Origin of the sequence: Hungatella sp. SB206 (assembly GCF_051132295.1) — a bacterium.
Taxonomy (GTDB): Bacteria; Bacillota; Clostridia; order Lachnospirales; family Lachnospiraceae; genus Hungatella; species Hungatella effluvii.
The window spans coordinates 7,376,050-7,402,003 of the sequence record NZ_CP096603.1 but is presented as its reverse complement, the minus strand read 5'-3'; the positions used below and the strand labels follow the sequence as shown (position 1 = coordinate 7,402,003).

Genomic DNA, 25,954 nt, shown 5'->3' with positions numbered 1-25,954 from the left:
CGCGTCCCTCCTATTCTTCGGAAGCTTCTGCGGTTGTCGGCTTATAGTACTGATCCAGAACCTTGGTGTCGATACGGTCGAGTTCTGCTCTCGGGAGAAGTCCTAAGAGCTCCCAGCCGATGGTCAGTGTCTCTATGATATTACGATTGGCATGGTTTCCCTGGCCGACGAAGCGGCGTTCGAATTCCTTGCCGAATACCAGATATTTCTTATCGATCGGAGATAACTCATCTTCACCGATAACGGATGCCAGCGCTCTTGCATCGCCTACCTTGGCGTAACAGGAGAACAGCTGGTTTGCCACACCCTGATGGTCCGCTCTCGTAAAGCCTTCGCCGATGCCATCCTTCATCAGACGGCTCAGGGATGGCAGTACGTTGATCGGCGGATAGATGGACTGGCCGTATAAGCTGCGGTCCAGAACGATCTGCCCTTCTGTGATATATCCCGTAAGGTCAGGGATCGGGTGGGTGATATCGTCATTTGGCATGGTGAGAATCGGTATCTGGGTCACGGAGCCGTGGCGTCCCTTTACGATGCCCGCGCGCTCATAGATGGCGGCCAGCTCACTGTAAAGGTAGCCTGGATAGCCTTTTCGGGAGGGAATCTCGCCTTTGGACGAGGATACCTCACGAAGCGCCTCCGCGTAGGCCGTCATATCCGTCAGGATAACAAGGATATGCATGCCCTTTTCAAAGGCCAGATACTCAGCCAGCGTCAGCGCCACCTTCGGGGTGATCAGACGCTCAACGACCGGATCGTTGGCCAGATTGATAAACATGGCGACGTGGTCGGAAACACCGCTTTCCTCGAAGGTACGGCGGAAGAAGTCTGCCACATCGTACTTTACACCCATGGCGGCGAATACGACTGCGAACTTCTCGCTGGACTGCGCGTCGTCCCCTAAGGATGCCTGTTTTACGATCTGAGCCGCCAGGTCGTCATGGGGAAGTCCGTTGCCGGAGAAGATCGGCAGCTTCTGGCCGCGGATCAGTGTCATAAGGCCGTCGATGGCCGAGATACCGGTACGAATATAGTCACGGGGATATTCTCTCGTAACCGGGTTTAATGGTTTGCCGTTGACATCCAGGCGGATATCGGAGCTGATGTCGCCGAGTCCGTCGATGGGGTCTCCGACACCGTTGAAGGTACGTCCCAGCATATCCTCGGACACAGCCAGCTCCATGGGACGGCCGGTCAGCCTGGTATGAACGTTTCTTAAGGCCAGTCCTTCCGTTCCCTCGAAGACCTGGATGATTGCCTTGTCTTCGTAGACCTCGATGATACGGCCGATCTTTTTATCGCGTCCCTCTACTGTCATTTCCACAATCTCATCGAAAGCCGCATCCTGGACGCCCTCTAAAACGACCATGGGGCCGTTAATAGCACTTAAGCCTAAATATTCAATTGCCATCTTATGCCGCCTCCTTATGCGTTGCGCTCGATGACGGATTCATAGAAGGCATCAATCTGCTTCCTGTAGTCATCAAACATGTCGAGTCTGTCGTTAGGTACATCGTATTTGATGGAGATGATCTTATCGAAAATCGGGTCCTCCTTGAGCACGGACATCGGCATGCCCATGGAGACGAGGGAACGGGATTTCTTATAGAGATAGAGGATTAAATCCATCATTTTAAACTGCTTTTCCATTGGAACGCACGTATCGTCCTTGTGGAACGCATTCTGCTGAAGGAATCCGATTCGGATGACCTTTGAGATCTCCAGAATCAGCTTCTGATCGTCGGGAAGCATGTCTCCGCCGATCAGCTTGACGATCTCCATCAGGCTGCTTTCCTGTGTCAATAAAAAGACGATGCGGTTTCTGTAGTCCACAAATTTCTTGTCAACATTTTCCACGTACCATGGGGCTAAGTCGGTTAAATACTCGGAGTAGCTGCTCAGCCAGTGGATTGCCGGGAAATGGCGCTCATTTGCCAGGTTCCTGTCCAGACCCCAGAAGCAGCGGACAAAACGCTTGGTGTTCTGGGTAACCGGCTCGGAGAAGTCGCCGCCCTGCGGGGATACGGCGCCGATGATGGTGACGGAGCCTTCCGTTCCATTCATGTTCTGCATCATGCCGGCGCGCTCGTAGAATGCGGATAAGCGGGATGCAAGGTAAGCCGGGAAACCTTCCTCGGCGGGCATTTCCTCCAGACGTCCGGAGAGCTCTCTTAAGGCCTCCGCCCATCTCGATGTGGAGTCGGCCATGATGGCGACGTTATAGCCCATGTCACGGTAGTATTCCGCCAGCGTTAAGCCGGAGTAAAGGCTGGCCTCACGGGCGGCAACCGGCATGTTGGAGGTGTTGGCGATCAGCGTGGTACGGTCCATTAACGGATTGCCGGAACGCGGGTCGATCAGTTCGGAGAACTCCTCCAGAACCTGGGTCATCTCGTTGCCCCGCTCGCCGCATCCGATGTAGATGATGATATCTGCGTCGGACCACTTGGCGATCTGATGCTGGGTCATGGTCTTTCCGGTACCGAAGCCGCCGGGGATACAGGCGGTGCCGCCCTTTGCCAGCGGGAATAAGGTATCGATGATACGCTGGCCGGTGATCAGCGGCCGGGAGGCCGGATATCTCTTTAACGTAGGCCTCGGAACACGGATCGGCCATTTCTGAGTCATGGTAAGCTTCTTCTCGGATCCATCCGGGAGCTGAAGCGTTAGAATTTCATCGTGAATCGTGTAGGAACCATCTGATACCACATCGAGGACGTAGCCCTCCATGTCCGGCGGAATCATGACCTTGTGCACGATGGCCGGGGTCTCTGGAACCTCCGCGATGATGGAACCCGGGAATAGACGGTCGCCCTTCTTTACGGTGATATGGGTTTCCCACTTCTTACCGCCATCCAGGGAATCCACATGGACGCCGCGGTCGATATAGGCGCCGCCGGTCTTGGCGATCTCGGTTAAGGGACGCTCGATACCGTCGAAAATATTGTTCAGAATACCGGGCGCCAGCGTTACGGAAACCGGTGATCCGGAGGAGGTAACAGTCTCGCCCGGCTTTAATCCGCTGGTTTCCTCGTATACCTGGACAATGGTGCGTCCGGAGGTGAGGCCGATGACCTCGCCGACTAAGTTGTCCTTGCCGACGTAAACCATTTCATTCATTTTGAATCCGGGGTCGCCCTTCAAATAGATGACAGGGCCGTTGATACCGGAAATAGTGCCAGTATTAATCATTGGTGATACCTCCCTCCAGATCCTTTAAGTTAAAACGGAAGTCCCGTTTTGCCTCCTCCAGTTTTGTCTGGAAGGAGTCGTCAATCAGGATATGCCGGGATGGGATGACGGCCCTTGTGCCGCCTCCGAAGGAGTATTCGCTCACGCGGATGTCGGCGCTGTTGTGGAGCGCCAGCCGGTTAAGCCTGGTCTCGTCTGCCGGATCGATGTAAATGGTAAAGAATTCATTTCCGGCGAATTCTCTGGCGTGGCGGATCTGCTTCTCCAAAAGCTGTGTATATTCGGGAGTTTCCATGTACTGTTCCAGCACATCTTTAAGCTCCACAAAAATCTTGTCTTTCAGTTCTTCCTGTTTATGTCCGAGCTCCCGTTTGATGCCAATCTGCTCCAGGGAAAGCTTCTTGTTCGTCTCGTGTTCGATCCGTTCGCTTTCCAGTTCCACCTGCTGTTCGGCTCTCCGCCTCGCATCTGCCTGATGCTCCGCAAAGGTCTGTTCCAGGGCGGCGGTATATTCATCGAGCATCTTTGCACTGCGGCTTCTCGCATCTTCCATGCAGAAATCCAGGAAATGCTGTAATTTTTCCTCAGTTGTCAAGATGACCACCTCTTTCCTATAGTTTTAATCCGATGGCTTCGTTTACATAATCCGTGATAAAGTTCGGCTTGCGGCCGGTACCATGGCGGTCGGGGATTTCTATGATGAGCGGCAGTTTCCGGTTCAGCTTTACATCGTCGATGATGTCCGGAAATTCCCGTCCGAATTTTTCTGTCAGTAGAACAATTCCGATCTCCTTGTCGGCCAGGACCTTATCCAGCTCCTGTTTTAACTCAGCCTTTTCATGGACGACAGCGCCTTCCACCCCGGCCAGCCTCATGCCGGTCCAGGTATCGATGTTGTCGCTGATTAAATACATTTTCATAGATTATAACTTACCTAAGATCATGAAAGAAATGATCAGACCATACAGACAAACACCTTCGGCAAGACCTACGAAGATCAGTGATTTACCAAGGATGGAACCATCTTCGCTGATGGCGCCAAGAGCTGCGGAAGCAGCTGCGGATACGGCGATACCACCGCCGATGCAGGCCAGACCTGTGGAAAGTGCGGCAGCTAAATATCCCATGCCTGCCACGCCGGAAGCTGCAGCAGCCGGTTCCGCGGCTGCTGCACTGCCGGAGAACATGAAGACTGCGGATACCATCAGGGTGCCGAAGAATAAGAACGCATTAACGCCCAGTGCCTTTTTGTAACGGCCTTTGGACTTTTCACCCATGGCAAATGCGCCGAAAGGAACTGCGATGCTTAAGATTAAAGCTGCTGCTAAGGTTATTTTTACTAAAGTTGACATAATAAGATACCTCCTGATCGGTTTAATTTAATTTGTCTTTCCGTATGGTTTAAATGCACGGCCTGTTCCGCGGTAGAAACGGCTGAACAGCTCGTAATATTCAAGACGGAGCACCTGAATGCCCACGATTAAGCCCTCCATGCCGCACACGAATAAATTGCCGAGAACGACAATTGCCCAGTTGGGATTACCGGCTTCTGCGCCGGACAGCATGAGAACAACCTCCATCATGGCCGCATGGCTCACGGCGAAAGCGCCCACTCGGACGAAGGAAAGCGTGTTGGAGAAGTAGCTGAGCAGTACTTCAAACAGTTCAAAAAATCCCTGAACCACAAACATGCCCTTGCCGGCCGGCATGATCTGCGCCTTCTTTTCCAGCACATGTGTAAGCGGTTCCTTGAAGAACATGACAAGGAGCGGAATTCCGAACATAATGACTAACAGAACGGTCGCCGGTACCGGATTGCCCGTCATATATAAAACGATTGTGAGGACCAGGCTCGCATAGAAGATGAGGCCGGCCACACCGTTGGTGTCAAACCATGTTTTTTCCGGATCGTGGTCCCGGAGGCTGTTGATGATGTTAAGCACCATAGTCAGCAGGATGATACCCATGCCGATGGAGACAGCCACGATAAATACCGTGTTCAGCTTGCCGATAAACGGCAGATTTGTCATGTGTTCCATGGGGCGCAGCCATACGGCGTCGATTATCGTTTCGAAGCCGAATACGCTTCCGAACATAAAACCGAAGATGGTGGAGAAGAATCCGCAGCAGGAGATGATAGCCGCCAGATTCGCCTTCTTGAACCGGTAAAGCAAAAAGCCGCCGAGCAGGAGGCAGAGTCCCTGTCCCACGTCTCCAAACATGAAGCCGAAGAGGAAGGAGTAGGTGATGCCGATCAGCATGGTCGGATCGATCTCATTATAGGCCGGAAGGCCGTACATCTGGATAAACATTTCAAACGGCTTAAACAGCTTCGGGTTATGAAGCTTTGTCGGTGGTCTGCTTATAATGTTGTTGTGGTCATCCTCCACGATGCAGAAGGTCTTTTCGTCGTTCGATATCTCCTTCTGGAACGCCTTGGCGTCCTTTTCACTCATCCAGCCGCACAGAATATAGAAGGTATTGATGTTCTGCTTCGTGCAGGCCGCCAGCTTCCTGACATTAAAGTTTGTGGAGAAGGTGGAAAGCTTCTCGTAGGAGGCCAGAAGTTTATCGCGCTGGCTGCCCAGCACCTCGGCCATCTGACTGTGTACCGCGTCGATGTCCGCTTGAAGCGCGGAGATCTTGTCCTCCAGGGTGTGAATGGCGTCTAACGGCGTGCCTTCATACTCATCCGGAAGGAAGAACCGCTCGAAATGCATGGACGAGTAGATTGCATCGATCTGATTGGAAATGGTCTCAGGCACGAAATAAACGACCCAGACGTATTCCTCGTCCTCACGGCACTTATAGAGCACGGTGTCGATGGAGTCGTAAACGTAGCTTTCAAATTTCTTATAATACTCATGAGAAATGCGTCCGAACCTGAATTTAATGTATTTGAAATGCAGGATAGAACTCAAATCATAGTTAAGCCCCGTAAAGGGAACTACCTTGTCTAAGGATTCCTGGAAGGAATCGCGTTCACCGGTGAGCATGGTCTCCTTTTCCGTAAGCTCTGTCATCGTCGTGTCCAGTTTTTTAATGGTGTCGATGGCCTCTTCAATGGAAACTACGGCGGCTGTGGTCTTCGGCGCTGTGGCCGGAAGCAGTTCCACCAGCTCGGCGGCACGCTGGTATGTGTCCCTGTACGGGTTAATCTCAATATATGGTCTTAAGTCTTTTACCGTCTTTAATTCTGACAGCGCATTTTCCAAATGAATCTCGTATTTGGACAAATACGTGTCAATGACCCGGTCGATGTCTTCTTTGGGCCCGGTGATACTTAAGAACTTCATCTTTTCTATCACGGATAATAACCCCCTTTACTGGTTCTTTACCACATAGGAGAGAATTTCATCCGGGCTGACGCCGTAACGGATGCTCTCTATGACGGTAATAATCTTCTGAATCTCCTCCTCCTTGAAATAGAGGTATGAATTCAATGTGGCGATGGAATATGGATTCTTGTGGCTGGTGGCACTGTAGATCCTGCCCAGAACTTCCTCGGCCAGCATCTCCAGCTCGGTATTATCCGAGGAGTCCATGTCTTCCAGTCTGCCATAGTACGTCGTCTGCAATGCATGGAAAAATTCATCCAGCGTTCCGGCTTCCACAAGCTTTGTGATCTGCTCCTTCTTTAAATGGAATTCGATGGGAATGAGCAGTGCGTAAATGTCTGCCGGCTGCAGGTTATAATATTTTTTTGAACGGTATATCCACTGAATATTTAAAAGGTCCAGCTTGCTGCCGAAGCAGTCGGTGAGGAGCTTCTGTTCTTTTCGGGAAAGATACTTTCCCTTGACCTTCCAGATGGTTTTGAAATACAAAAGATCCAGATGGATCTCGTAATCAAACAGGGAAGGATGTTCCACGTCATCCAAATGGGTCAGCAAATCGTAATAGATCGACCCGTCTAAATTAGAGATAAATTCCTGTACGCTTCCCGACGAGGAAAGCCTTATTAAATCAAGCTTTGAATGCTTCTCGAAAAAGTCCTGGAACACCGATAAGTCTATTTCAGGCTTCTGGTGGCCCAGCGCGTTGCGGAAGCATTTCTTCAGGATATCGATCTCATAGTGCATGAAATATAAATCCAGGAATTTGCGCTGCGAAAGGTTTGCGAAACGATAGAGCTTTGCAAAATCCTGGTATTGAGACAGAATCAGACGCTGTTCGATGGCGCCCCGGTGCAGCTCGACTCCCTCCAGATTGGAAAAAATCATGCCGTAAGCGGTCAGCCGCCGTAAATATTCCACTGCGTCGGATACTGATTCAAGCGTGGACATCTCGCCGAACTGGCGGTCGGTGATCAGATGGCTCTCCATGGCCCGGACCTTGGTAGTGATGCCGCTGTAGGATAGCAGGCCTCCCATATGATCACTCCTTTGTCATTTTTTTAAATAGTTCCTCCACATATTCTGTGTGATGTTCCTGATAACGTTGTTCCATTGCGTGAAGGACGTTCTGGGAATCGTTCCGCTGTTTTTCGAGACGTTCGTTCATCTCGATCTCCATTCTGGCCCGTAGTTCTTCAATCCGTTTATTCGTCTCGGCTTCCAGCTGAGCGTCAAAAGCTGCAGTCCGCTCTTTCATCTCTTTGGCAAATGCTTTCTTGCGTTCATTGGCATCCTCCATGATGGCGGTAGCAGCAGATTCGATCTCGGATATCTTTTCAATAACAGTATCCATATATTGCCCTCCTCTAATTATAATAAAACTCGTACACGCACAAGTTTCAACTTATAATCATACTACAAATTTAAAAATTTTCCATAGTAATTTTAGAAATAGGATATTAAAAATTATGGAAATTCAATATTTTTTAACTTTTTTGATTTAAAATTATCAATTTCTTGCTTTTAAGGAAAAAAATGGTGCACAAAAACGGCGGCGAAAGTACTTTCTTAAAATATAAAAGACCGCGGTGCGGACAGTGCCGTCATATGACGTCTGTCCGCATCGCGGTTCTAAACATTCGTTTTTCGCGGAGTGATTGATCGTACCGTGAATCTGTGATTGGAATATTACTGGGCTGCAGTTGTCGCTTCTGTCTCGGAATCCGACTGCTGAGGCGCTTCTTCTGCGGCCAGATACTTACTGGATACATAGGCCTGCCTGCCCTCAAACATAATGACCGCCCAATCCTGATCATGGGCCTGGACGTATTCGACCACTGTTCCGGGAACCAGTGTTCCCAATACTGCGCCGGTCTGTGAAGGTTCTGCTCTGACGTTCAGTCTGGGGCTGGCTGTGGTCTTATAAATCTTCGGGGCTTCCGTCGATGGCTCCGGTTCTGTCGCCGGTTCCGGCGCTACAGTCGCTTCGGTGGTAACTTCCGGAGAACTGGACGGAGCGCTTGTCTCCTTCTTATCATCCTTGCCGCCGAAAAGCTTGAAGAGGCCCATGGCCGCCAGAACGATAACGAGAATAATCAGGAAGATTACTGCCGGTCTTAACAGGTCGTAGGGATCAAATCCTTTTTTCTTTGAGCGCCGCCTGCTCCGGTTTGCCGAAGACGGTCTCTGGCTGCTTCGCTGACCGCTTCTCTGGGGAGACGAACTCCTCTGGCCGGTGCTTCTCTGAGCCGGCTGTGCGGATCTTGCCGCAGGCCGCTGCTGTGGCTTGGCGGGGGTGGTACTGCGGCGTCTGCCGCTATAGATATTTGCAAAGGCAGCAGCTTCCTGGGAAAGAAGCTGATACGCTTCATTCGCATCATAAGGGCTGTCATTACCATCATGAACAGCTTTGTTGCCAAGTACCCGAATTCTGTGATAGTGGTCTTTTGTGGCCTGGGATATCCAGTGGCCTTCAAACAACTGATCGATGCTGTCCGCCAGATCCCCATCTACAATCAAAGCCTTCTCTCCAAGGCAGTTTACCATAAATTCCAGTGCCTGGCGGGATTTGATCATGGCCAGATTATACTGCTTCTGGCCGATGAGACGTTCTGCCTCCCGGACACTTTGCTGGACCCTTGTCCAGTTGTTGTTGTCTGTAGTTCCCATATGCTTCCTCCTTTGCAAAAAACGATCGTATACCAATATACAGATATTATACTAGATTATCTGTAATTGTGCACCTATTATTTTGAAGTTTTTTATTTGTAAGAGAAAAGTAAAAAATAGCAAAACCATAATAAATCCCCTTCAAAAAGCCCGCACTTGCGTTCGAATCGTATTCTATGGTACAATCAGAACGAAAAAATTATACAGGTACTGGAGGATATGAATATGAGATTACGCCATATTCCAGGCTCGGAGGAAGAGATCGCAAACAGCCCTTACGTGGTTTCAAACCCGGAAGAGAAGAAGGGGCGCTGGAGCGAGTTCTTTGGTAATGATAATCCAATTGAAATAGAAGTAGGCATGGGAAAGGGACGGTTTATCATGGAACTGGCGTCCAAAAACCCCGGGATCAATTATGTGGGTATTGAGCGGTACTGCAGCGTCCTGCTGAGAGGAATTCAGAAACGCCAGGAGATGGAGCTTTCCAATATCTACTTTATGTGTGTGGATGCGAGAGAGCTTTCTGATATTTTCGCTCCGGGCGAGGTAAAGAAGATTTATCTTAATTTTTCCGATCCATGGCCCAAGGACCGCCACGCGAAGAGGCGTCTGACATCGGAACCGTTTATGGAAGTGTATGATAAGATTCTGGCCCCGGATGGTGTCGTGGAGTTTAAGACGGACAACCGCGGACTGTTTGACTATTCCCTGGAATCCGTGCCTGCGGCCGGATGGGAGATCAGAGAGTATACGTACGACTTACACCATTCCGACATGGCAGAGGGAAATATCATGACGGAATATGAGGAAAAGTTTTCTTCTATGGGTAACGCCATATTTAAGCTGGTTGCGGAACGGAAAAGGAAGTAACCGGGAAAAAGGGACTGGCACGCCGGAGACCGCCTGTCATATAATGGAGTTAACAGGATATGACAGGAGCGGTCCATATGGGAATGAAAGACAAGGTAACCGTAAAACTTCTCCAGGCGACAAGCGATAAGACGGAGCTCAACAAGAAGGCACTGCAATGGAAGAAATCCTTTGTGGAAGTGAACAAAACTCTCGGTACTTCCTCCCCTAAAAAGAAGAAAAATAAATAATTATGAAAGAGTTGTAAATTTTTTGTAAAAAAGGGGTTGACTTTTGTCAAACGCAGTTATATAATAACACACGTGTCACCGAGACAGGCACACAAAACTGAAGAGAAGCGCCTTTAGCTCAGTTGGTAGAGCAGTAGACTCTTAATCTATTTGTCCAGGGTTCGAGTCCCTGAAGGCGCACGAAAAAGTTCCGATTTTGCAGACAGAGAGTTGCGGGGTTGGGGCTTTTATTTCGTATTGTCACAATCTTGTTTGTTCTCGAAAGAGTGATTTAAGCTGATGAAACATTCCCATTCATAAATATTTCCCCCAAAATATGTTACAATTTAACTAAGGAAACTCTGTTTTTAATAAAATAAAAGCGGAGGGAAAGTGTAATAACAGAGTGAGGACAAGTTATGGAGTATGATTTTAAATCGTTGTTTGACTATGATTTTGAGTTGTTGTGCTGTGATTTGTTAAGTGCGTTATTAAAAAAGAGGATAGAAAACTTTCGCAGAGGAAAGGACTTAGGTATCGATCTGCGGTATGCCGGAACGTCTCAAGGGCGAATTGTTGTTCAGTGTAAGCATTTTGCTAATACGCCTTTTTCTGGTCTTTATCGCGCTGTGGTTAAAGAATATTCCAAAATTAAGAAGCTTAATCCTGAGCGCTATCTGCTAATAACATCCTATCCTTTAACACCTGGAGAAAAAGAAAGACTATTTGATGTCTTAAAACCATACTGTAAGTCAATCGATGATATATTGGGTGGAAATGAAGTGAATTCTCTTCTTCGTGAGCATCCTGAAGTAGAGCGTGTTCATTATAAATTATGGCTTACCAGTACTGCAGTTTTAGAGAAAATTCTTCATAGTGAGGTTTATCAGCAGAGCGAGATTCTTCAGGAAGAAATTAAAGATAAACTTAAATTGTATGTTCAAAGCCAGACTGCATATGGAAAGGCTAGAAAAGTACTTGATAATTATAATTGCTGTATTATATCGGGAATTCCAGGAATTGGAAAAACCACGCTTGCTGAGATACTGTTGATATACTATCTTGATCAGGATTATCAAATTGTTAAAATTCAATCGGATATAAAGGAGGCGCTTAAGGCGTATACTCCCGGTGTCAAACAGGTTTTTTTATATGACGATTTTTTGGGAGATACGGCTTTGGAGATAAAGGCTAATAAAAATGAAGGGAAAGAACTGATCTCTTTTATGAAACATATTTCCAGGCAGAAGGGAAAAAAGTTTATCCTGACTACCAGAGAGTATATTCTTAATCAGGCATGCCAAAGTGATGAAGAGCTTGCAAGGCAGGACTTTAAGTATGATAAATGTGTGATTTCTTTGGAGGATTATACGAAAGCTGACCGGGCCCGGATTTTGTATAATCATCTATGTTTTTATAACATTTCTAACGCATGTATTGAGGATCTGTTAGTAAACAAACGGATTATGAATATTATTAATCATCCCAATTATAGTCCGCGGTTGATTGAAAGTGTTATGAATCTTTACCATAGTGGTGGCGGTGGTAAATTTTACGAGTTCTTTATGAATACCTTATCTCATCCGGATAAGCTATGGGAAAAGTCGTTCTGCCGTCAGATCAGTCCCGCCGCAAGAGACTTATTGCTTCTGGTGTGTTCATTCAGTAGTCCGGTCTCTGTTGCCAGGCTAAAAGAGTGTTATGAACCTTACCATCGTCATAAGACTATTTTGGAAAACCGATCTTTGTCAAGTATCGACTTTAAGGATGCCTTGAGGGAGACAGAAGGAACTTTTATTATAATCGACAGGTCGCATATTTCCTATCATAATCCTTCCGTACGCGACTTTATTCAGGGGTATTTACTGGAAAATGATGTGGAGTATCGGATGCTTTGCGAGGGGGCGCAAGATTTTGATTTAAGCATTCAGCTAGCCGGATTTAATGAAGATTTATGTATAGCTCAACGGAATTCTCTGATTGATGCAGTTAAAAGGACATATAACAGTGGAGTCCAGTATGAGTGCGGCGGATTTCAAGTGATGGGAAACAGGGCAGTTAAATTAGCACGTATTAATAAAAATCTCAAGTTTCCGGAATTTCATAAGATGGTAAAAGAATTCATTGATAAGATACCAGACCTGTTAGAAGAAGAGCAAAAAAATATGACAAACGAAAACTGCTGCTTGAAAGTAGCGCCACATGAATTACGGGAGATACTGGAAGGATTAAAAGCTGCCGGTTACGGAGAGAGTCTGGTACGAATGAAGTATAATAAAGTGTTTGAATATTTACAGGCATGGTTTTTCTGGTCTATCATTTATTCTATAGAGGATTTTATGTTGTTTCGTGACTTATCGTCTGAATGCCCTCTCGAAATTGACGCGTTAAATTTTCCTGATGTTTATCTGGCTTTGGAGGATTTCAGAGACAATATTGCAGAAGAACATATACAGAATATTGATTATGAAAGTGACTGTGATGAATACCTGGAAAGTATAGAAGCATTACAGAGTTTATTTAAGATAGACCTTTCGGGAGCAAGGATGGCAGCCGAGGAACGTTTTTTTGAGCTCCATGATTTTGAAGACGAAGAAGATGATTATGAGTTTAGGGAGGAGAAAAATAACCAGCTGTTTAATGATGAAGTTATTTTAGATATGTTTCAAAGCCTTCTGGAGAGAGGAGAAAGCTTCGTATAAGTTAAACCTGAGCCGGTTTAACTGCTTTCCCTCTCCACCAGCGATGCAGAGAATACCAGATGCTGCACGCTCGGTTTATTATCGGAAGGCGCTTCAATTTCATCGATGACCATATGTGTCGCTTTTTCGCCCATCTCGTGGGCGGGAATCTCCAGCGATGTCATGGTCGTCTCTAAGAGTCCGCCAATGGAGTGACCGGTTAGGCTTACCAGCCGGATCTGCTCCGGAACGCGGATATTTCTGTCTTTTAAGGCGCGGATCGCCGCCATTCCCTGAATATCCACGGCCGCCATGATGGCGTCCAGCTCCGGATTCTGATTCAGAAGATCTTCTGTACACTGATACCCGTATTCAAAATTGTTGCCCGGCATCGGAGAGGTGGCGCAGGTTTCTGTCAGCCCCAGCTCTTCCATGGCCCGGTGATAGCCGTTATAGCGTTCCCGGTAGGGCGCAAGGCTTGTGGTGCCGTTAATCAGGCCGATTTCCCGGCAGCCCCTGGAATAGAGATATCTGACGGTGTCATAGCCGCAGGCGTCGTAATCGGCAATGACGCTGCTGATGCTGCCTTCCTGCTTCCGGACGATTTGGGTCACCGCAATGCCTCCGGCGTGGATATCCCGCAGGAGGTGGCCATTACGCCCTGTACCGGCTATGATAATGCCATCCACGAAACCATTGCGCAGGCGGTTTAAACACTCTTTCTCGATGACCGGGTCATCCTCCGTGTGACAGATGAGCGTCGCATACCCCAGCTTTCGGGATTCCGATTCGATACTCTGAGTAATATCGGCGAACAGCGTCAAATGAAGACGGGGAACGACGACGCCGATGGTATGGCGTTTCCCCTGACGCAGTCCCTGGGCAAGAACGTTGGGCTGATAGCTTAATTCCTTCACGGCTGCGAAAATTCGGGCCTTTGTATCCGGATGGACATAGGAAGTATTGTTCAGCGCCCGGGAAACCGTGCTTACATCGACACATGCCAGTCTTGCAACATCTTTTAAAGTAGCCATAAGATCAATCCTTTTCCATTTATTTTTGCAGAACATTATATACAATCGTTTGCCTATAATAACAATATAGTACAGATTAAAGCGGATTACAAGCAAAATGCAGGAGAAATACGAAAGAATTACGGGGAAGATTAAAACCTTCTTTTCTTAAGCGTAACACGGCCCGATTTATACAAAAGACGGTGAATATGCACAAAAACTATAGGTATAAACAAAATATACTATACTTTATGCAAATATTTGTAGGCTGTATGCAATAAATTGCAGGTCGGGCCATATCTATTGACCGCCGCATTGCGGTATGGTATAAAGGAGCTACAGACATACAAACGATTGCATAAACGAAGCTGAAACACCAGCGCGCGATGGTGAAGTAGATTTCGGGGCAGACCGCTGTGTCAGATGACATTCAAATTGAATAAACAGATTGGAAAAACAGATTAAATAAGGCAGATTGAATAAAACAGATCAGGCTTATAAAATGAGAAGGAGATTAGAATTATGGCAAAAGTAAAAAATTTTAAAACAATTTTCCCGGCAGTATCCGTACCTTTAAATGATGACTATACAATCAATGAACCGGAGTTCCGTGCTTACCTTCGTTGGATGAAGACTTTCTATAATAAGGGAATCCAGGGACTGGTGTGCAACGGCCATACAGGTGAGATCACAGGCCTTTCCCGTGCGGAGCGGAAGCGTGTGGTTGAAATCTGCAGCGAGGAATGCGGCGATATTATGACGATCATTTCCGGAATCAACTGCGAGAACACCATAGAATCCATTGAGATGGCAAAGGAAGCAAAGGAAGCCGGAGCGGACGGAATCCTGCTGATGCCTCCTCACATGTGGCTGCGCTTTGGCATGCATGCGGACGCGCCGTTTGAGTATGTGAAGGACGTGGCAGAGGGCGCGGATATTGATATCATCATTCACCTTTATCCGGCCACCAGCAAGGCGTTTTATCCGGTCGAGACACTGATTAAGATGTGTAAAGAAATCGACCACGTAAAATGTATCAAGATGGGAACCCGTGTTACCTCCATCTATGAGCACGACGTTCGCCTCCTTCGTCAGGAATGCCCGGATATCTCTCTGATTACATGCCATGATGAGACACTCTGTGTCAGCTGGTTCCCGGGAATGGACGGCGCCTTAATCGGCTTTGCAGGCTGTGTACCGGAGATCATCTGCCCGGCCCGCGAGGTATTCGCCAATCCGGAAAATCACACATTAAAAGAGGCCCAGGACTGGTCAGACCGGATCTATCACATTTCACAGGCTATTTACGGCGGCGGCCAGCCATCCGGCGAGGCCCATGCACGGCTGAAAGAGGCACTCGTACAGCGCGGCATATTCTCCAGCGGTTTAATGCGTAAGCCTGTGCTTCCCCTGAACCAGGAAGAGAAGGACTGGATCGCGCTGGGACTTAAGAACAGCGGCATGGAAAAAGTGGACATGAGCCAGTTTCAGTAATCAGTAATGAAATCCAGTTGTAAAATCAGAGAATCGAAAGGATTATAAAGAGGCGGTGCCGGAGGCAGCCGACATCGCCTCTTTACAGGAGAGGTGAAAATATGGGGGAAGAATTTGACCAGACAAAAGTCAAAAAAGCATCAATTCTGGAACTGTTAAAACGTATTGGTCCGGGTATTATTCTGGCGGGGGTCGTAATCGGACCCGGAAATATAACGACATCTGCAATGCTGGGCTCCAACTATGGGTATTCCATGATATGGCTGGTGATTCCCATCGCATTTATGGGAATCACATTTATGCTTACGACATATCGGCTCTCTATGCTTACGGGAATGCCGGTAATCCATGCAATACGGCATTACTATGGAAAAGGGGCGGCAGTGATTGTTGGCATGGCCACATTTTTCTCGTGCCTGTTCTTTACCATGGGTAATATCACAGGATCGGGAGCCGGTATGAACCTCATCTTCGGAATGAACTGGAAGCTGGGCTCTCTTATTATGATAGCTGTTATTCTGGTGTGTTATTTTACCAAAGGGGTTTATTCCAAAGTGGAAAAACTGATCACGCTGTGTATTCTGGGAATGATTATCTGCTTTTATGCCACGCTGGCTGCCACGGGCGGACCGGCATGGGGAGAGCTTGGCAGGGGGCTTACCCACTGGAAGGTCGCGGATGGCAGCCTCACTACGGCGCTGGCCTACATAAGCACCAATGCGGCCATCACAGCGGGCATTTACGGAACGTATCTGGGCGTTGAAAAGAAGTGGAAAAAAGAAGATTTGTTCAACGGAATCATGCTTGCTGACGCCATCGCCCATGTGGCCGCTGTCATCCTGATATCAGGGGCGATAGTTTTAGTCGGTGCGATAGTACTGCATCCGACAGGAACGGCAATCAAGGCTCCGGCCCAGCTGGGCGATCTGCTGATTCCATTTTTAGGCAAAGCCGCGCCGGTCGTCATGGGCATTGCGCTGCTTGCAGCAGGGTTTTCCTCACTGCTTGGAAATACACAGCGCGGTATGGTGCTGCTTGCCGCCGGAATCGATAAGCCGGTGGGGCTGGAGACGAAGTTTATCCGCTGGGGCTGCCTTCTTTGCATCGCTTTTGCGGCAGTCATCTGTTACAGCTACGGCGGTTCCCCCACTCAGCTGATCTTCATTGCCAATATTGCAACTGCGATCGCTACGCCGTTTGGCGGATTCTTCGTCTGCCGGCTGATTTTCCGCAAAGACGTTAATGCCGGATTAAAGACTCCGAGGGTACTTCAGATCTGTATGGTGATCAGTTACGCCTTCGCCCTGATCATGACAGGCTCCGCTCTCTGGAAGATGTTCTTTTTGTAATTGTGAGAGGCAGCCTGTGGGATGACGGGAATCTATAATAGAAAACCAGGGCAGAGAAAACAATTCTTGTTTCAGGAAAATTGTTTTCTCTGCCCTGGTTTTTCAGTTACCCAGCAGCATTAACATCACCGTAACGACAAACTCCTTTTCGTTCGGTGTGACCTTCATCTCTCCGTCGTACTTTTCCACCGTCGTGCGAACGTTGGAGAGTCCGATTCCGCAGAAATGCTGGCCTTTTTTTACACTTTCATACTGGTTTTCCTTCAGGATGTACTGGCCGTTATAAGAGTTTGTGACCTTGATAATAAGAAAGGACTTCTTAAACAGAATTTCCACGTCAATAAAACGGTCCTCCGTGTCTCCCTCCATGCGGCAGCAGGCTTCCTGGGCGTTGTCCAGTAAGTTTCCCAGAATAATGCATAAATCCACGTTGTCAATCGGTAAGTCCGGCGGAACCATGACATTTACTGTCATGCGGATGCTGTTCAGGCAGGCTCGTTCTTTGGCATCGTTCAGCAGGATGCTGATCAAATTGTTTCCAATGTTGACCGTGGAAGACAGGTGTCTGGAATCGGTGTAAATCTCGTCGATGTAATGAAGCGCATCCTGATACTGCTCCAGTTCGATGAAGGATGCGATGCAGTGCAGATGGTTTTTCAGATCGTGGCGCATGGCCGCGACCTCGTGCTGGGACTTTTCCACACTCTTGTAATAATCTTTCTGATGTTCCAGAAGCTTGGACGCCATCAGACTCCGCTCGCTGGCCTCGTCGATCATCTCGGTCTTGTCGATCAGATAGAACAGCGCGAAGGACGTACACATGAGAATCCCGGATTCCGATAAATAAAACGGAGCGGTCTGGTTGATGGTCCGCAGATAAAACTGATGTATGACGATAAAGAGGATTCCGGCCGGTGCTAAGTAGGTGATGGCGGAATACAGGTTGTATTTATTGTGGCGGCGCATGCTTCGGAAGTAGATGAACAGCCAGGTAAACAGGATAAAGACCACGCAGGCCGCAATCTGTGACAGAGGGCTCTGAATCAGATTGGAAGGGACCGACGGCAGATCCGCGTGCTTTAGCGCCATAAAAAATGTGGAACAGGCCAGCTTGCATGAGTAATGCAGGGTGACAAAGAGGTACGTCACGAGGATCTTAATCTGAAGCGCATCCGCGAAAAAGAGGCAGGCCAGCAGAAGCGTAAACAAAAGATAGTAGGTCCACGCGGAAAACAGCGGCCAGCGGCCGGCATACGTGACAAGCTGAAAAACGAAATACGAAAAAAGCCCCAGGTAATAGTATTGATTGGGGCGGGAGTTACGCCTTAAGAAGGCACGGTACATCTGAAACAGAATCAGTGTCTCGGCACATGACAGAATTGTGTCCAGAAGCAGCTGGTAATAAACCGTCATATGATCTGCTCCTCCATATAATCTAAAAATTTCTGGTTTACTTCCCTGTGGCGGTGACGGCTCAAGGGAATCACTTCTCCGTTATCCAGCGTTACAGAATCCTTAAAAATGTTGTGAACGTGCTTCAGGTTTACGATGAAGCTCTTATGAATCCTGAGAAAGCCATGGCCTTCCGTCTGCTCCTCAACGGCGCTGATCCGTCCGGTAAAGGTATAGTCGCCCTGTCTGGAGGAGATGTGGATAGACCGGATATCCGATTCAAAATAGAAGATATCTTCCATGGATATGACGGTAGTCCCGCTCTTGCTGGGAAAACGGTAATAAGCCCCCCTCTTTTTATCGATGGAGGCGAAGATGTTCTTTGTGATTTTCTGAAATTCCGGCTTTGATACAGGTTTGACGATGTAACGGGCCGCATTGATCTTATAGCCCTCGATGGCGTATTCCACAGTTGCCGTCACGATGAGAATGGCCACATTCTGATCCACTTTTCGTATCTTCAAGGCAGTTTCGATCCCGTTTAACCGGTCCATCATCATATCGAGGATAATTAAGTCGAACTGTCCTTCCTTTTTATATGCCTGCACCAGCTCTACTCCGTCGTGGAAGGAGGACAGCTCCAGCGGATAGTGAAATTCAGGTTCTGTCAGATAATCCGTTATTAACTGCAGGTCTGCCGGATTGTCATCACATATTGCAACTTTATACATATGGCTTCCCCTTTCCGAATCCGTCCGCCGGTGCGGACAGATTAAAAATAGCTAAATCAGGTGCCGTTTCTGACATGAAAAATGTCTTTTCTGCACAGATAATTGACTATAAAATCATAAGAGTTAAAATGGCATTTGTCAAGTGACACATATACCAAATAAAAGGGGGAATTAATTCTATGGCTGGTTCCAAACAGACAGCTCCGGAAGGAACGGGTATGCAGAAAACCCTATCCATCTGGAACTATTTCACAATAGGTTTCGGCGCGATCATCGGGACGGGCTGGGTGCTCCTGGTGGGTGACTGGATGATTATCGGCGGCGGTCCCATCGCTGCAATGATTGCATTTTTCATCGGTGCGTTATTTCTGCTTCCGATTGGCGCGGTGTTCGGAGAACTGACGGCGGCAATACCGATATCCGGAGGTATCGTCGAGTACGTGGACAGAACCTTCGGTAAAAACGTTTCATACATAACGGGCTGGTTCCTGGCGCTTGGAAACGGAATCCTGTGTCCGTGGGAGGCAATCGCAATCTCCACACTGGTTTCTGATATGTTCGGCGATATGCTGCCGTTTCTTCGCTCCGTAAAGCTCTATACGATTATGGGGGCCGATGTGTATCTGTTCCCGACAATCATCGCTCTGGGCTTTGCGTGCTACGTAATCTTCTTAAACTTTAAAGGCGCGAGTTCCGCCGCCAAGCTGCAGGCGTTCTTAACAAAGGCGCTGCTGGGCGGTATGCTTCTGGCTATGGCTATATCTTTTGTAAAAGGCGGTCCGCACAATATTTTACCTGCTTTCGGACAGGTGGATGGTGCCGGTTCCTCTACGAGCGCAACAAACATGTTTGCCGGAATTGTATCCGTCCTTGTCATGACACCGTTCTTCTATGCGGGATTTGATACGATTCCGCAGCAGGCGGAGGAGGCGGCGGAAGGCCTCGACTGGAATAAGTTCGGCAAGGTAATCAGCATGGCGCTTTTGGCTGCCGGCGGCTTCTACATGATCTGTATCTATTCCTTCGGAACCATTATTCCGTGGTCCGATTTTGTAAAGAGTTCCGTGCCGGCTCTGGCCTGCTTAAGAGACATCAACATGTTCCTGTATGTCATCATGCTGGTAATCGCAACCTTGGGGCCGATGGGACCGATGAACTCCTTCTATGGCGCCACCAGCCGAATCATGCTGGCCATGGGACGAAAGGGTCAGCTCCCGGAGAAATTCGCTGAAATCGATCCAAAAAGCGGTGCGCCGAAAATGGCCAACATGCTTCTTGCCTGCTTAACCATAGTCGGACCGTTTCTGGGCAAGAAAATGCTGGTTCCGCTGACCAATGTATCCGCGCTGGCATTTATTTTCTCCTGCACCATGGTGAGCTTCGCCTGTCTGCGTATGAGAACGACGGAACCGGATCTTCCAAGAACGTATAAAGTACCCGGCGGCAAGCTGGGAATCGGAGCCGCCTGCCTGGCCGGTTCCATCATTATTGCATTAATGGTTATCCCGATGAGCCCGGCGGCCTTAAAGCCGGTAGAGTGGCTGATCGTAGCAGGCTGGCTGGTAGTTGGCCTCATCTTAAAGATGTTTTCACAGAAAAAATAATATATCTAAAAATTAAAGGAGGTTTTATCATGAAGAAAGAATTAAAAGATACCGCATTTGTCGGCGGACTGCTGATCGATGGTACCGGTGCAGAGCCAATTAAGGATTCCCTGGTTCTGGTAAAAGACGGAAAAGTCGCCTATGCGGGTGCTGGAAAAGAATTTAGTCCGGAGTATGAAATCGTAGATGTTTCAGGAAAGACAATTATGCCTGGTTTAATTGATACACATCTGCATTTCTCCGGTAACTTAACGGATGATGACAGTGACTGGGTACTGGAGAGCGTTGAGCAGAAAGCAGTTGTAGCTGTTCAGCAGGCGCATGAATGTCTGGAGACAGGCCTTACCACAGTTGGTGAGATCGGACGCAACGGACTTGCAATCCGTGATATGGTGGAAGCCGGAATCATGGAAGGACCGCGTGTTGTCGGTACAGGACTTGGATTCTGCCGTACAGCAGGTCATGGCGATTCCCATAAGCTCTTAAAAGAGCATAACGATTTAGGCCATCCGTGGGCTGAGCGTATCGACGGACCATGGGATTTAAGAAAAGCAGTGAGAAGAAGGCTGCGTGACAACCCGGACGCCATCAAGATCTGGGCAACCGGCGGCGGAATCTGGCGCTGGGATCAGAAGCTGGATCAGCATTACTGCATGGAAGAAATCCAGGCAGTCGTAGACGAGTGCAATATGGTAGGAATCCCGGTATGGGCTCACTGTGAAGGCTTCGGCGGCGCATTAGACTGTGCAAAGGCCGGCGTTCATCTGATCATCCATGGCCAGGCTTTAAATGACGAGTGTCTCGATATCATGGCGGAAAAAGGCATCTACTTCTGCCCGACAATTCAGTTCTTACATGAGTGGTTCAAGACATATCCGCCGACATACGTACCGGAAATCCATGACAAGTTCCCGGGCAAGGATGTGGTTGAGAAGGAACTTAACCGTGTTTACGCAAACCTTAGAAGAGCAAAAGACAAGGGCATCGGCTTAACCATCGGTTCTGACTCTTTCTGCTCCAGCCTGACACCATACGGCTATACCGCCATGGGCGAGATGTACTCCTTCGTAGAGTGCGCAGGCATCAGCGAGATGGATACCATCGTTGCCGCTACCAAGGTAGGCGCTGAGATGCTGAAGGTTGCAGACGTAACGGGTACTCTGGAAGAAGGCAAGAGCGCTGATTTACTGGTTATCGACGGCAACCCGCTGGAGAATATCAGAAATATCTGCGTGGAGAACATGAAGGTTATCATGAAAGAAGGACGTTTCGTAAAACGCCACTAAATACAGAAACAGAGAGCCCGCAGAATACGGCGGCCGCGCGTGCGGCACCGTATTCTGCGGGCTTTTGCTGTTAGAGGGCTGACCTGCCCTGCCTTAAATTCTCTTCTCGATCCAGTGGATCGTATCTCCGATCACTTCATCCCGGCAGTATTCATTAAAGATCTCATGGAAGAGTCCGCCGTAAATTTTCATCTGTTTATCTTTGGACGGTGCCTCAGCAAAGAAATCATAAGTATCTTTTACACTTACGAGTCCGTCTTTTTCTCCATGAAGCATGAGGACCGGATAGGTAAAGTCCTTGACAGCGCCGTTAAACCAGTCGAGACCGCCGCAGATGGCGTAGCACAGGCCTGTGGTAAAGGTCTTTGTGTTATGGGGATCCTTTCCGTACCAGTCTACGACCTCGGCTACGGAGCAGACACCTGCGCCCAGCTCATTGGGAAGCAGGGTGTGCGGATCCAAGTCCTTCGGAACGCCGGTAATCAGGCCGCCGTTGTCCTTCGTCAGAGCGCCGCTGGTGATCAGGCCGCGCAGCCTCTTATCCGGATATTTTGCACCGTATAGCGCAACGGTGAACCCACCCATACTGTGGCCAATTAAGAAGACCGGCAGATCGGGATTTTCTGCAATAGCCATGTCCACGATTACATTGGTATCATCTAAAAGCTCGTTAAAATCTTCGTAATACGTGCGCTCTCCTTCGGAACGGCCATGCCCCCTGTGGTCGAACCTGTATGTAGCGATGCCTGCCTGATGGAAAAGATCTGCGAGATAATCGTACCGCCCCTGGTGCTCGCAGAGTCCATGTACAATAACGGCAGCAGCTCTTGCCTGTTCCGGCACTTCTCTGTTAAAGTAAAGCTTTGTTCCGTCAAATGAAGAAATCATTTCTCCCATAAGAAACCTCCTTAATAATAGTTGAATATTCTGTTTTTGCTATGCATCCATCATACCATAAACGGCAGGTTCGTGAAAGACCTCATTCCAATTCCGGGCGTATCTTTATCAACTGTAATAGGAATCCTTACATAATCCTTACACTTCCAGTCATACCCTTGCATTCCATAACCTTCCATGATAGAGTATTCGAAGAGCCATAATGGTGAGGAATACTGTAATCGAAAGAAAAGAGAAAGGAGGACCTGCGATGAGACGCGGCTATTCATTCTTTATACAAAACCAGTTTATACAGTCACAAAATATAATACAGCTGCATACAGATGATATCATACGGTTTCAACCGACAGCCGACAGGCTTAGTCTTAAAATGGTCCATCCTGATCGTTCGCCAATAGGAGGCGAAGAAATCACCTGATGTCCAACCGGAGGAATGTGAAGAGTCCTAAGTAAACTTTACAGAAATCCAGGCGGGAGCACAGGGATTACAGGAAGTATTTGATATCCGGCTGCCTAAAATAACTGGATTTTAGCGGCAGGATCAGAGAACGAGATAAGGACAGAAATATTTAAAGACGTTGGGAGAGCCGGAAGGCTCTTTTTTTATTTCATAGAAAATTCGTCCTATGAAACAAAACCCTTCGGGGGACAGCGCGCCCCGCTTTATCGGGTATGCGCACTGCGCACTAAGGAAATATGGCCGCTTTAGCGACCGCGCTCCGGCGCGAGAGTCCGGATCGCCGGACTCCTTATTCATCTATATTCATAAAAAACAGATTAATATATAAATTTCAGGAGGGATTACAATGAGACAGGTTAAAGAAGAAGTATGTCTTTACTATATGGGCTTTGGCATATGCGCCAGAGGGCTTCATGCAGATAAAAAGGGATGCTGCGCCGGATGCAGCCAGTACAAAGCAGCTGGTGTTAAAATCGGTAAAAAAAGCAAGGTTGTGACTGGAAAAAGAGCATAAAGGTAATGGTATGAAAACAGTAAGAGGAAAGTACAACGAGGCTATTGTCTATACAGATGTGGTAGAAGACATGGCACTCCAGCAGCTTAAACAGTTATGCGACATGGAATTTGCGGCGGACGCCAGGATCCGGATTATGCCGGATGTCCACGCGGGCGCCGGCTCGACCTAAAGAGGCTGGACACGCTGATTCATGAGCGGATTCCGGCAGGATTTCTGGTGAGGGAGAAGACTCATCCCTATTACGGTGAGGTTGACTTAAAGAAGCTTAAATGCCTGGAGCAAGGCGCTGTCAATCTGGAACGCGCGGAGAAAAGCATGGGCACCCTTGGGGGCGGCAATCACTTTATAGAGGCGGATCAGGATGAGGACGGCAATATTTATCTTGTTATCCATTCGGGAAGCCGCCATCTGGGGCTGGAGACGGCCGGTTTTTATCAGGATCTGGCGTATAAGAGCTTAAAGGAGCCGTCATGTAAAACCATTAATCAGATGATCGAATCGTACAAGGCCCAGGGGCGGCAGGGAGAGATTGAGGCAGCTGTCAAGGCGCTGCATGCGTCCGGTGAGACCACGGTTCCCAGGGAACTGGCATACGTAAGCGGTCAGCAGATGGAGGACTACATTCACGATATGAAGCTGGTCCAGCACTTCGCCCTTTTAAACAGAAAGGCCATGATGGACGAGATTGTAAGCGGAATGGGTCTGACCGTGGAGAAAAACTTCTCATCCCCATCAACATGAAGGAAGGGAGCCTGATCTGTGTGGGAAAGGGCAATGAAGAGTGGAACTGGTCCGCGCCTCATGGCGCCGGCCGTCTGATGAGCCGGAGAGCGGCGAAAAAGGCGTTCACAGTGGCCGAGTTCGAACAGGAGATGAAGGGAATCTATACGACGTCGGTGGGCGCAGAAACTCTGGATGAGTGTCCCATGGCTTACAAGGCCATGGATGATATCGTCAAGTACATCGATTCCACGGTAAAAATTCTTCAGGTGATAAAACCAGTTTATAACTTTAAGGCAGGAGAATAAGCTATTTAATAGGAAGAGTTTTTCGGAAATATTATAAAAAACATAGATGAGCCATTTGTAAGTTTTGATGGTCAAAATAATAGGCTGTCCCATGGGGATAGCCTTTTTATCTATCATTTGCAGAATATTAACTTAACGTTTAGGTAGTAATGACGATGGAAATAAAAAACACAAAAAAAACACGGTCAAATTTCACAAAATACTGAAATGATTTTTGGTATAAAATTAAGAAAATTGGGGTTCAAATTAATAAAGTTCATAATTCCTTCATATTTTCCTTAAAAATTTAATAAGAATTTCAGAAATAACTCCGGGAAAATTGTTCCAAATGTTCAAACAATTAGTCTCATTAACGATTTGTTAAGAAGCAGCGGAAAAGTTGACAATTGTTGCAGATGCAAGTATGATACACGGTATACTTAATGTACAAATATCAGTACAAGTATGATAATAGTATTAGAGAGTCTTGAAGAAAGGAAGTGAGCATTACGGAGGATTTAGCAGAGAGGTTAATGGAAGAACTTAACTGCGAAACGGTATTTACCATTCCGGTATTTGGTGGAATTCCTATCGCTGAATCCGTAGTGGTGTCGTGGATTATCATGGCGGTGCTGACCATACTTTCCATCTGCCTGGTGAGAAATTTAAAGGTGGAGAATCCTGGGAAGAAGCAGCTGGCGCTGGAAGTGGCAATCGGCGGCATTTACAAATTCTTTGATGATCTGGTTGGAGAAGAAGGGCGCAGATATATCCCGTATCTGATATCCATAGCCATCTACATCGGCGTTGCAAATCTGATCGGTTTAATCGGCTTCAAACCACCAACCAAGGACTTGAATGCGACTGCGGCACTTGCCCTTATGAGCATCGTATTAATTGAATATGCGGGCTTCCATAAGAAGGGACTTAAGGGATGGGTAAAAAGCTTTGCAGAACCGGTAGCGATTATCGCTCCGATCAATATTCTGGAAATCTTTATTAAACCGTTGTCTTTATGTATGCGTCTTTTTGGCAACGTGCTTGGTTCGTTTGTAGTCATGGAGCTGATTAAGCAGCTCGTAGCGCCAATCATACCGATTCCGTTCAGCATGTATTTTGACATCTTTGACGGACTCATTCAGGCGTATGTATTCGTATTCTTAACTGCCCTCTTTATCAAAGAAGCAGTGGAGTAACCAAAGTGTTGGAGTAATCAAAACAATTAAAAAGAGAAAAGGAGATAT

At 47.8% G+C, this 25,954-nt stretch carries 25 protein-coding genes and 1 tRNA gene; 13 read left to right on the top strand and 13 right to left on the bottom strand.

Annotated features, from left to right (window positions below):
* Positions 1 to 10: 10 nt before the first annotated feature.
* From M1L66_RS33265 to M1L66_RS33225, 9 genes are all read right to left on the bottom strand, one after another.
* Positions 11 to 1,414, bottom strand: coding sequence for a V-type ATP synthase subunit B (locus M1L66_RS33265; RefSeq protein ID WP_187024285.1), 1,404 nt, complete (start codon positions 1,412 to 1,414; stop codon positions 11 to 13).
* Positions 1,415 to 1,428: 14 nt separating this feature from the next.
* The gene (locus tag M1L66_RS33260; protein WP_029467019.1) at positions 1,429 to 3,195 is read right to left on the bottom strand and encodes a V-type ATP synthase subunit A; all 1,767 of its coding nucleotides are present in this window, start codon (positions 3,193 to 3,195) and stop codon (positions 1,429 to 1,431) included.
* Entirely contained in the window at positions 3,188 to 3,790 is a 603-nt protein-coding gene (locus M1L66_RS33255) for a V-type ATP synthase subunit E (RefSeq protein ID WP_002605355.1), read from the bottom strand. Before M1L66_RS33255 ends, M1L66_RS33260 begins: the two co-directional genes overlap by 8 nt.
* 16 nt (positions 3,791 to 3,806) lie before the next feature.
* Complete coding sequence (locus tag M1L66_RS33250) at positions 3,807 to 4,115, bottom strand: V-type ATP synthase subunit F (protein ID WP_002605354.1); 309 nt, start codon at positions 4,113 to 4,115, stop codon at positions 3,807 to 3,809.
* A gap of 3 nt (positions 4,116 to 4,118) precedes the next feature.
* A complete protein-coding gene (locus M1L66_RS33245; protein WP_002605353.1) occupies positions 4,119 to 4,547 on the bottom strand; it encodes an ATP synthase subunit C in 429 nt (142 codons plus the stop codon).
* A 27-nt stretch (positions 4,548 to 4,574) separates the two neighbouring features.
* Positions 4,575 to 6,503, bottom strand: coding sequence for a V-type ATP synthase subunit I (locus tag M1L66_RS33240; protein ID WP_434689999.1), 1,929 nt, complete (start codon positions 6,501 to 6,503; stop codon positions 4,575 to 4,577).
* Positions 6,504 to 6,518: 15 nt separating this feature from the next.
* Positions 6,519 to 7,568 (bottom strand): V0D/AC39 family V-type ATPase subunit, encoded by a 1,050-nt coding sequence (locus M1L66_RS33235; RefSeq protein WP_434689998.1) that lies wholly within the window; start codon positions 7,566 to 7,568, stop codon positions 6,519 to 6,521.
* 4 nt (positions 7,569 to 7,572) lie between these two features.
* Positions 7,573 to 7,884, bottom strand: coding sequence for an ATPase (locus M1L66_RS33230; RefSeq protein ID WP_434689997.1), 312 nt, complete (start codon positions 7,882 to 7,884; stop codon positions 7,573 to 7,575).
* Between the two features lie 335 nt (positions 7,885 to 8,219).
* Positions 8,220 to 9,200, bottom strand: coding sequence for an SH3 domain-containing protein (locus tag M1L66_RS33225; protein WP_434689994.1), 981 nt, complete (start codon positions 9,198 to 9,200; stop codon positions 8,220 to 8,222).
* Positions 9,201 to 9,425: 225 nt separating this feature from the next.
* Between M1L66_RS33225 and trmB the strand changes: the two genes are divergently transcribed.
* The 4 genes from trmB (at position 9,426) to M1L66_RS33205 (ending at position 12,981) form a co-directional block, all read left to right on the top strand.
* On the top strand, positions 9,426 to 10,070 hold the full coding sequence (gene trmB, locus M1L66_RS33220) for a tRNA (guanosine(46)-N7)-methyltransferase TrmB (RefSeq protein WP_434689992.1): 645 nt from the start codon (positions 9,426 to 9,428) through the stop codon (positions 10,068 to 10,070).
* 77 nt (positions 10,071 to 10,147) lie between these two features.
* Positions 10,148 to 10,300: a hypothetical protein gene (locus tag M1L66_RS33215; protein ID WP_002605347.1), complete on the top strand. Its 153-nt coding sequence runs from the start codon at positions 10,148 to 10,150 to the stop codon at positions 10,298 to 10,300.
* Positions 10,301 to 10,407: 107 nt separating this feature from the next.
* Positions 10,408 to 10,480, top strand: a tRNA-Lys gene (locus tag M1L66_RS33210).
* 218 nt (positions 10,481 to 10,698) lie between these two features.
* A complete protein-coding gene (locus M1L66_RS33205) occupies positions 10,699 to 12,981 on the top strand; it encodes a restriction endonuclease (RefSeq protein WP_434689991.1) in 2,283 nt (760 codons plus the stop codon).
* Between the two features lie 17 nt (positions 12,982 to 12,998).
* On the opposite strand, the gene M1L66_RS33200 is transcribed toward M1L66_RS33205, so the two are convergent.
* On the bottom strand, positions 12,999 to 13,994 hold the full coding sequence (locus tag M1L66_RS33200) for a LacI family DNA-binding transcriptional regulator (protein WP_187024278.1): 996 nt from the start codon (positions 13,992 to 13,994) through the stop codon (positions 12,999 to 13,001).
* A 501-nt stretch (positions 13,995 to 14,495) separates the two neighbouring features.
* Between M1L66_RS33200 and M1L66_RS33195 the strand changes: the two genes are divergently transcribed.
* Positions 14,496 to 15,467, top strand: coding sequence for a dihydrodipicolinate synthase family protein (locus M1L66_RS33195; RefSeq protein WP_187024277.1), 972 nt, complete (start codon positions 14,496 to 14,498; stop codon positions 15,465 to 15,467).
* A 101-nt stretch (positions 15,468 to 15,568) separates the two neighbouring features.
* Positions 15,569 to 16,816 carry an Nramp family divalent metal transporter gene (locus tag M1L66_RS33190; protein WP_187024276.1) on the top strand — a complete coding sequence of 416 codons (1,248 nt, stop codon included), beginning with the start codon at positions 15,569 to 15,571 and terminating at the stop codon, positions 16,814 to 16,816.
* A gap of 102 nt (positions 16,817 to 16,918) precedes the next feature.
* Here M1L66_RS33190 and M1L66_RS33185 read toward each other — a convergent pair whose 3' ends face one another.
* Positions 16,919 to 18,229 carry a sensor histidine kinase gene (locus M1L66_RS33185; RefSeq protein ID WP_187024275.1) on the bottom strand — a complete coding sequence of 437 codons (1,311 nt, stop codon included), beginning with the start codon at positions 18,227 to 18,229 and terminating at the stop codon, positions 16,919 to 16,921.
* Positions 18,226 to 18,939, bottom strand: coding sequence for a LytR/AlgR family response regulator transcription factor (locus M1L66_RS33180; RefSeq protein ID WP_434689988.1), 714 nt, complete (start codon positions 18,937 to 18,939; stop codon positions 18,226 to 18,228). Before M1L66_RS33180 ends, M1L66_RS33185 begins: the two co-directional genes overlap by 4 nt.
* 179 nt (positions 18,940 to 19,118) lie before the next feature.
* On the opposite strand from M1L66_RS33180, the gene M1L66_RS33175 reads away from it, so the two are divergent.
* Together M1L66_RS33175 and M1L66_RS33170 are read left to right on the top strand one after the other, a co-directional pair.
* Positions 19,119 to 20,543 carry an APC family permease gene (locus tag M1L66_RS33175; protein ID WP_434689986.1) on the top strand — a complete coding sequence of 475 codons (1,425 nt, stop codon included), beginning with the start codon at positions 19,119 to 19,121 and terminating at the stop codon, positions 20,541 to 20,543.
* Between the two features lie 29 nt (positions 20,544 to 20,572).
* Positions 20,573 to 21,829, top strand: coding sequence for a metal-dependent hydrolase family protein (locus tag M1L66_RS33170; RefSeq protein ID WP_002605340.1), 1,257 nt, complete (start codon positions 20,573 to 20,575; stop codon positions 21,827 to 21,829).
* Between the two features lie 93 nt (positions 21,830 to 21,922).
* On the opposite strand, the gene M1L66_RS33165 is transcribed toward M1L66_RS33170, so the two are convergent.
* Entirely contained in the window at positions 21,923 to 22,726 is an 804-nt protein-coding gene (locus M1L66_RS33165; RefSeq protein ID WP_187024706.1) for an alpha/beta hydrolase, read from the bottom strand.
* An 806-nt stretch (positions 22,727 to 23,532) separates the two neighbouring features.
* Here M1L66_RS33165 and M1L66_RS33160 point away from each other — a divergent pair.
* The 5 genes from M1L66_RS33160 to M1L66_RS33140 all read left to right on the top strand — a co-directional run bounded on the left by M1L66_RS33160 (position 23,533) and on the right by M1L66_RS33140 (position 25,906).
* Complete coding sequence (locus tag M1L66_RS33160) at positions 23,533 to 23,700, top strand: hypothetical protein (protein ID WP_187024705.1); 168 nt, start codon at positions 23,533 to 23,535, stop codon at positions 23,698 to 23,700.
* 10 nt (positions 23,701 to 23,710) lie between these two features.
* Positions 23,711 to 23,872 (top strand): hypothetical protein, encoded by a 162-nt coding sequence (locus M1L66_RS33155; RefSeq protein ID WP_434689983.1) that lies wholly within the window; start codon positions 23,711 to 23,713, stop codon positions 23,870 to 23,872.
* Entirely contained in the window at positions 23,797 to 24,444 is a 648-nt protein-coding gene (locus M1L66_RS33150; RefSeq protein WP_434689980.1) for an RtcB family protein, read from the top strand. Before M1L66_RS33155 ends, M1L66_RS33150 begins: the two co-directional genes overlap by 76 nt.
* A gap of 20 nt (positions 24,445 to 24,464) precedes the next feature.
* Positions 24,465 to 24,731, top strand: a complete 267-nt coding sequence (locus M1L66_RS33145; protein ID WP_434689977.1) for an RtcB family protein — start codon at positions 24,465 to 24,467, stop codon at positions 24,729 to 24,731.
* Between the two features lie 512 nt (positions 24,732 to 25,243).
* The gene (locus M1L66_RS33140; protein WP_002605336.1) at positions 25,244 to 25,906 is read left to right on the top strand and encodes a F0F1 ATP synthase subunit A; all 663 of its coding nucleotides are present in this window, start codon (positions 25,244 to 25,246) and stop codon (positions 25,904 to 25,906) included.
* Positions 25,907 to 25,954: the final 48 nt, after the last annotated feature.

Coding starts and splice junctions, on each gene's coding strand:
- M1L66_RS33265 (WP_187024285.1), bottom strand. CDS start 1,414: ATGGCAATTGAATATTTAGGCTTAAGTGCTATTAACGGCCCCATGGTC.
- M1L66_RS33260 (WP_029467019.1), bottom strand. CDS start 3,195: ATGATTAATACTGGCACTATTTCCGGTATCAACGGCCCTGTCATCTAT.
- M1L66_RS33250 (WP_002605354.1), bottom strand. CDS start 4,115: ATGAAAATGTATTTAATCAGCGACAACATCGATACCTGGACCGGCATG.
- M1L66_RS33245 (WP_002605353.1), bottom strand. CDS start 4,547: ATGTCAACTTTAGTAAAAATAACCTTAGCAGCAGCTTTAATCTTAAGC.
- M1L66_RS33235 (WP_434689998.1), bottom strand. CDS start 7,568: ATGGGAGGCCTGCTATCCTACAGCGGCATCACTACCAAGGTCCGGGCC.
- M1L66_RS33230 (WP_434689997.1), bottom strand. CDS start 7,884: ATGGATACTGTTATTGAAAAGATATCCGAGATCGAATCTGCTGCTACC.
- M1L66_RS33225 (WP_434689994.1), bottom strand. CDS start 9,200: ATGGGAACTACAGACAACAACAACTGGACAAGGGTCCAGCAAAGTGTC.
- trmB (WP_434689992.1), top strand. CDS start 9,426: ATGAGATTACGCCATATTCCAGGCTCGGAGGAAGAGATCGCAAACAGC.
- M1L66_RS33215 (WP_002605347.1), top strand. CDS start 10,148: ATGGGAATGAAAGACAAGGTAACCGTAAAACTTCTCCAGGCGACAAGC.
- M1L66_RS33205 (WP_434689991.1), top strand. CDS start 10,699: ATGGAGTATGATTTTAAATCGTTGTTTGACTATGATTTTGAGTTGTTG.
- M1L66_RS33200 (WP_187024278.1), bottom strand. CDS start 13,994: ATGGCTACTTTAAAAGATGTTGCAAGACTGGCATGTGTCGATGTAAGC.
- M1L66_RS33195 (WP_187024277.1), top strand. CDS start 14,496: ATGGCAAAAGTAAAAAATTTTAAAACAATTTTCCCGGCAGTATCCGTA.
- M1L66_RS33190 (WP_187024276.1), top strand. CDS start 15,569: ATGGGGGAAGAATTTGACCAGACAAAAGTCAAAAAAGCATCAATTCTG.
- M1L66_RS33185 (WP_187024275.1), bottom strand. CDS start 18,229: ATGACGGTTTATTACCAGCTGCTTCTGGACACAATTCTGTCATGTGCC.
- M1L66_RS33180 (WP_434689988.1), bottom strand. CDS start 18,939: ATGTATAAAGTTGCAATATGTGATGACAATCCGGCAGACCTGCAGTTA.
- M1L66_RS33175 (WP_434689986.1), top strand. CDS start 19,119: ATGGCTGGTTCCAAACAGACAGCTCCGGAAGGAACGGGTATGCAGAAA.
- M1L66_RS33170 (WP_002605340.1), top strand. CDS start 20,573: ATGAAGAAAGAATTAAAAGATACCGCATTTGTCGGCGGACTGCTGATC.
- M1L66_RS33165 (WP_187024706.1), bottom strand. CDS start 22,726: ATGGGAGAAATGATTTCTTCATTTGACGGAACAAAGCTTTACTTTAAC.
- M1L66_RS33160 (WP_187024705.1), top strand. CDS start 23,533: ATGAGACAGGTTAAAGAAGAAGTATGTCTTTACTATATGGGCTTTGGC.
- M1L66_RS33155 (WP_434689983.1), top strand. CDS start 23,711: ATGAAAACAGTAAGAGGAAAGTACAACGAGGCTATTGTCTATACAGAT.
- M1L66_RS33150 (WP_434689980.1), top strand. CDS start 23,797: ATGCGACATGGAATTTGCGGCGGACGCCAGGATCCGGATTATGCCGGA.
- M1L66_RS33140 (WP_002605336.1), top strand. CDS start 25,244: ATGGAAGAACTTAACTGCGAAACGGTATTTACCATTCCGGTATTTGGT.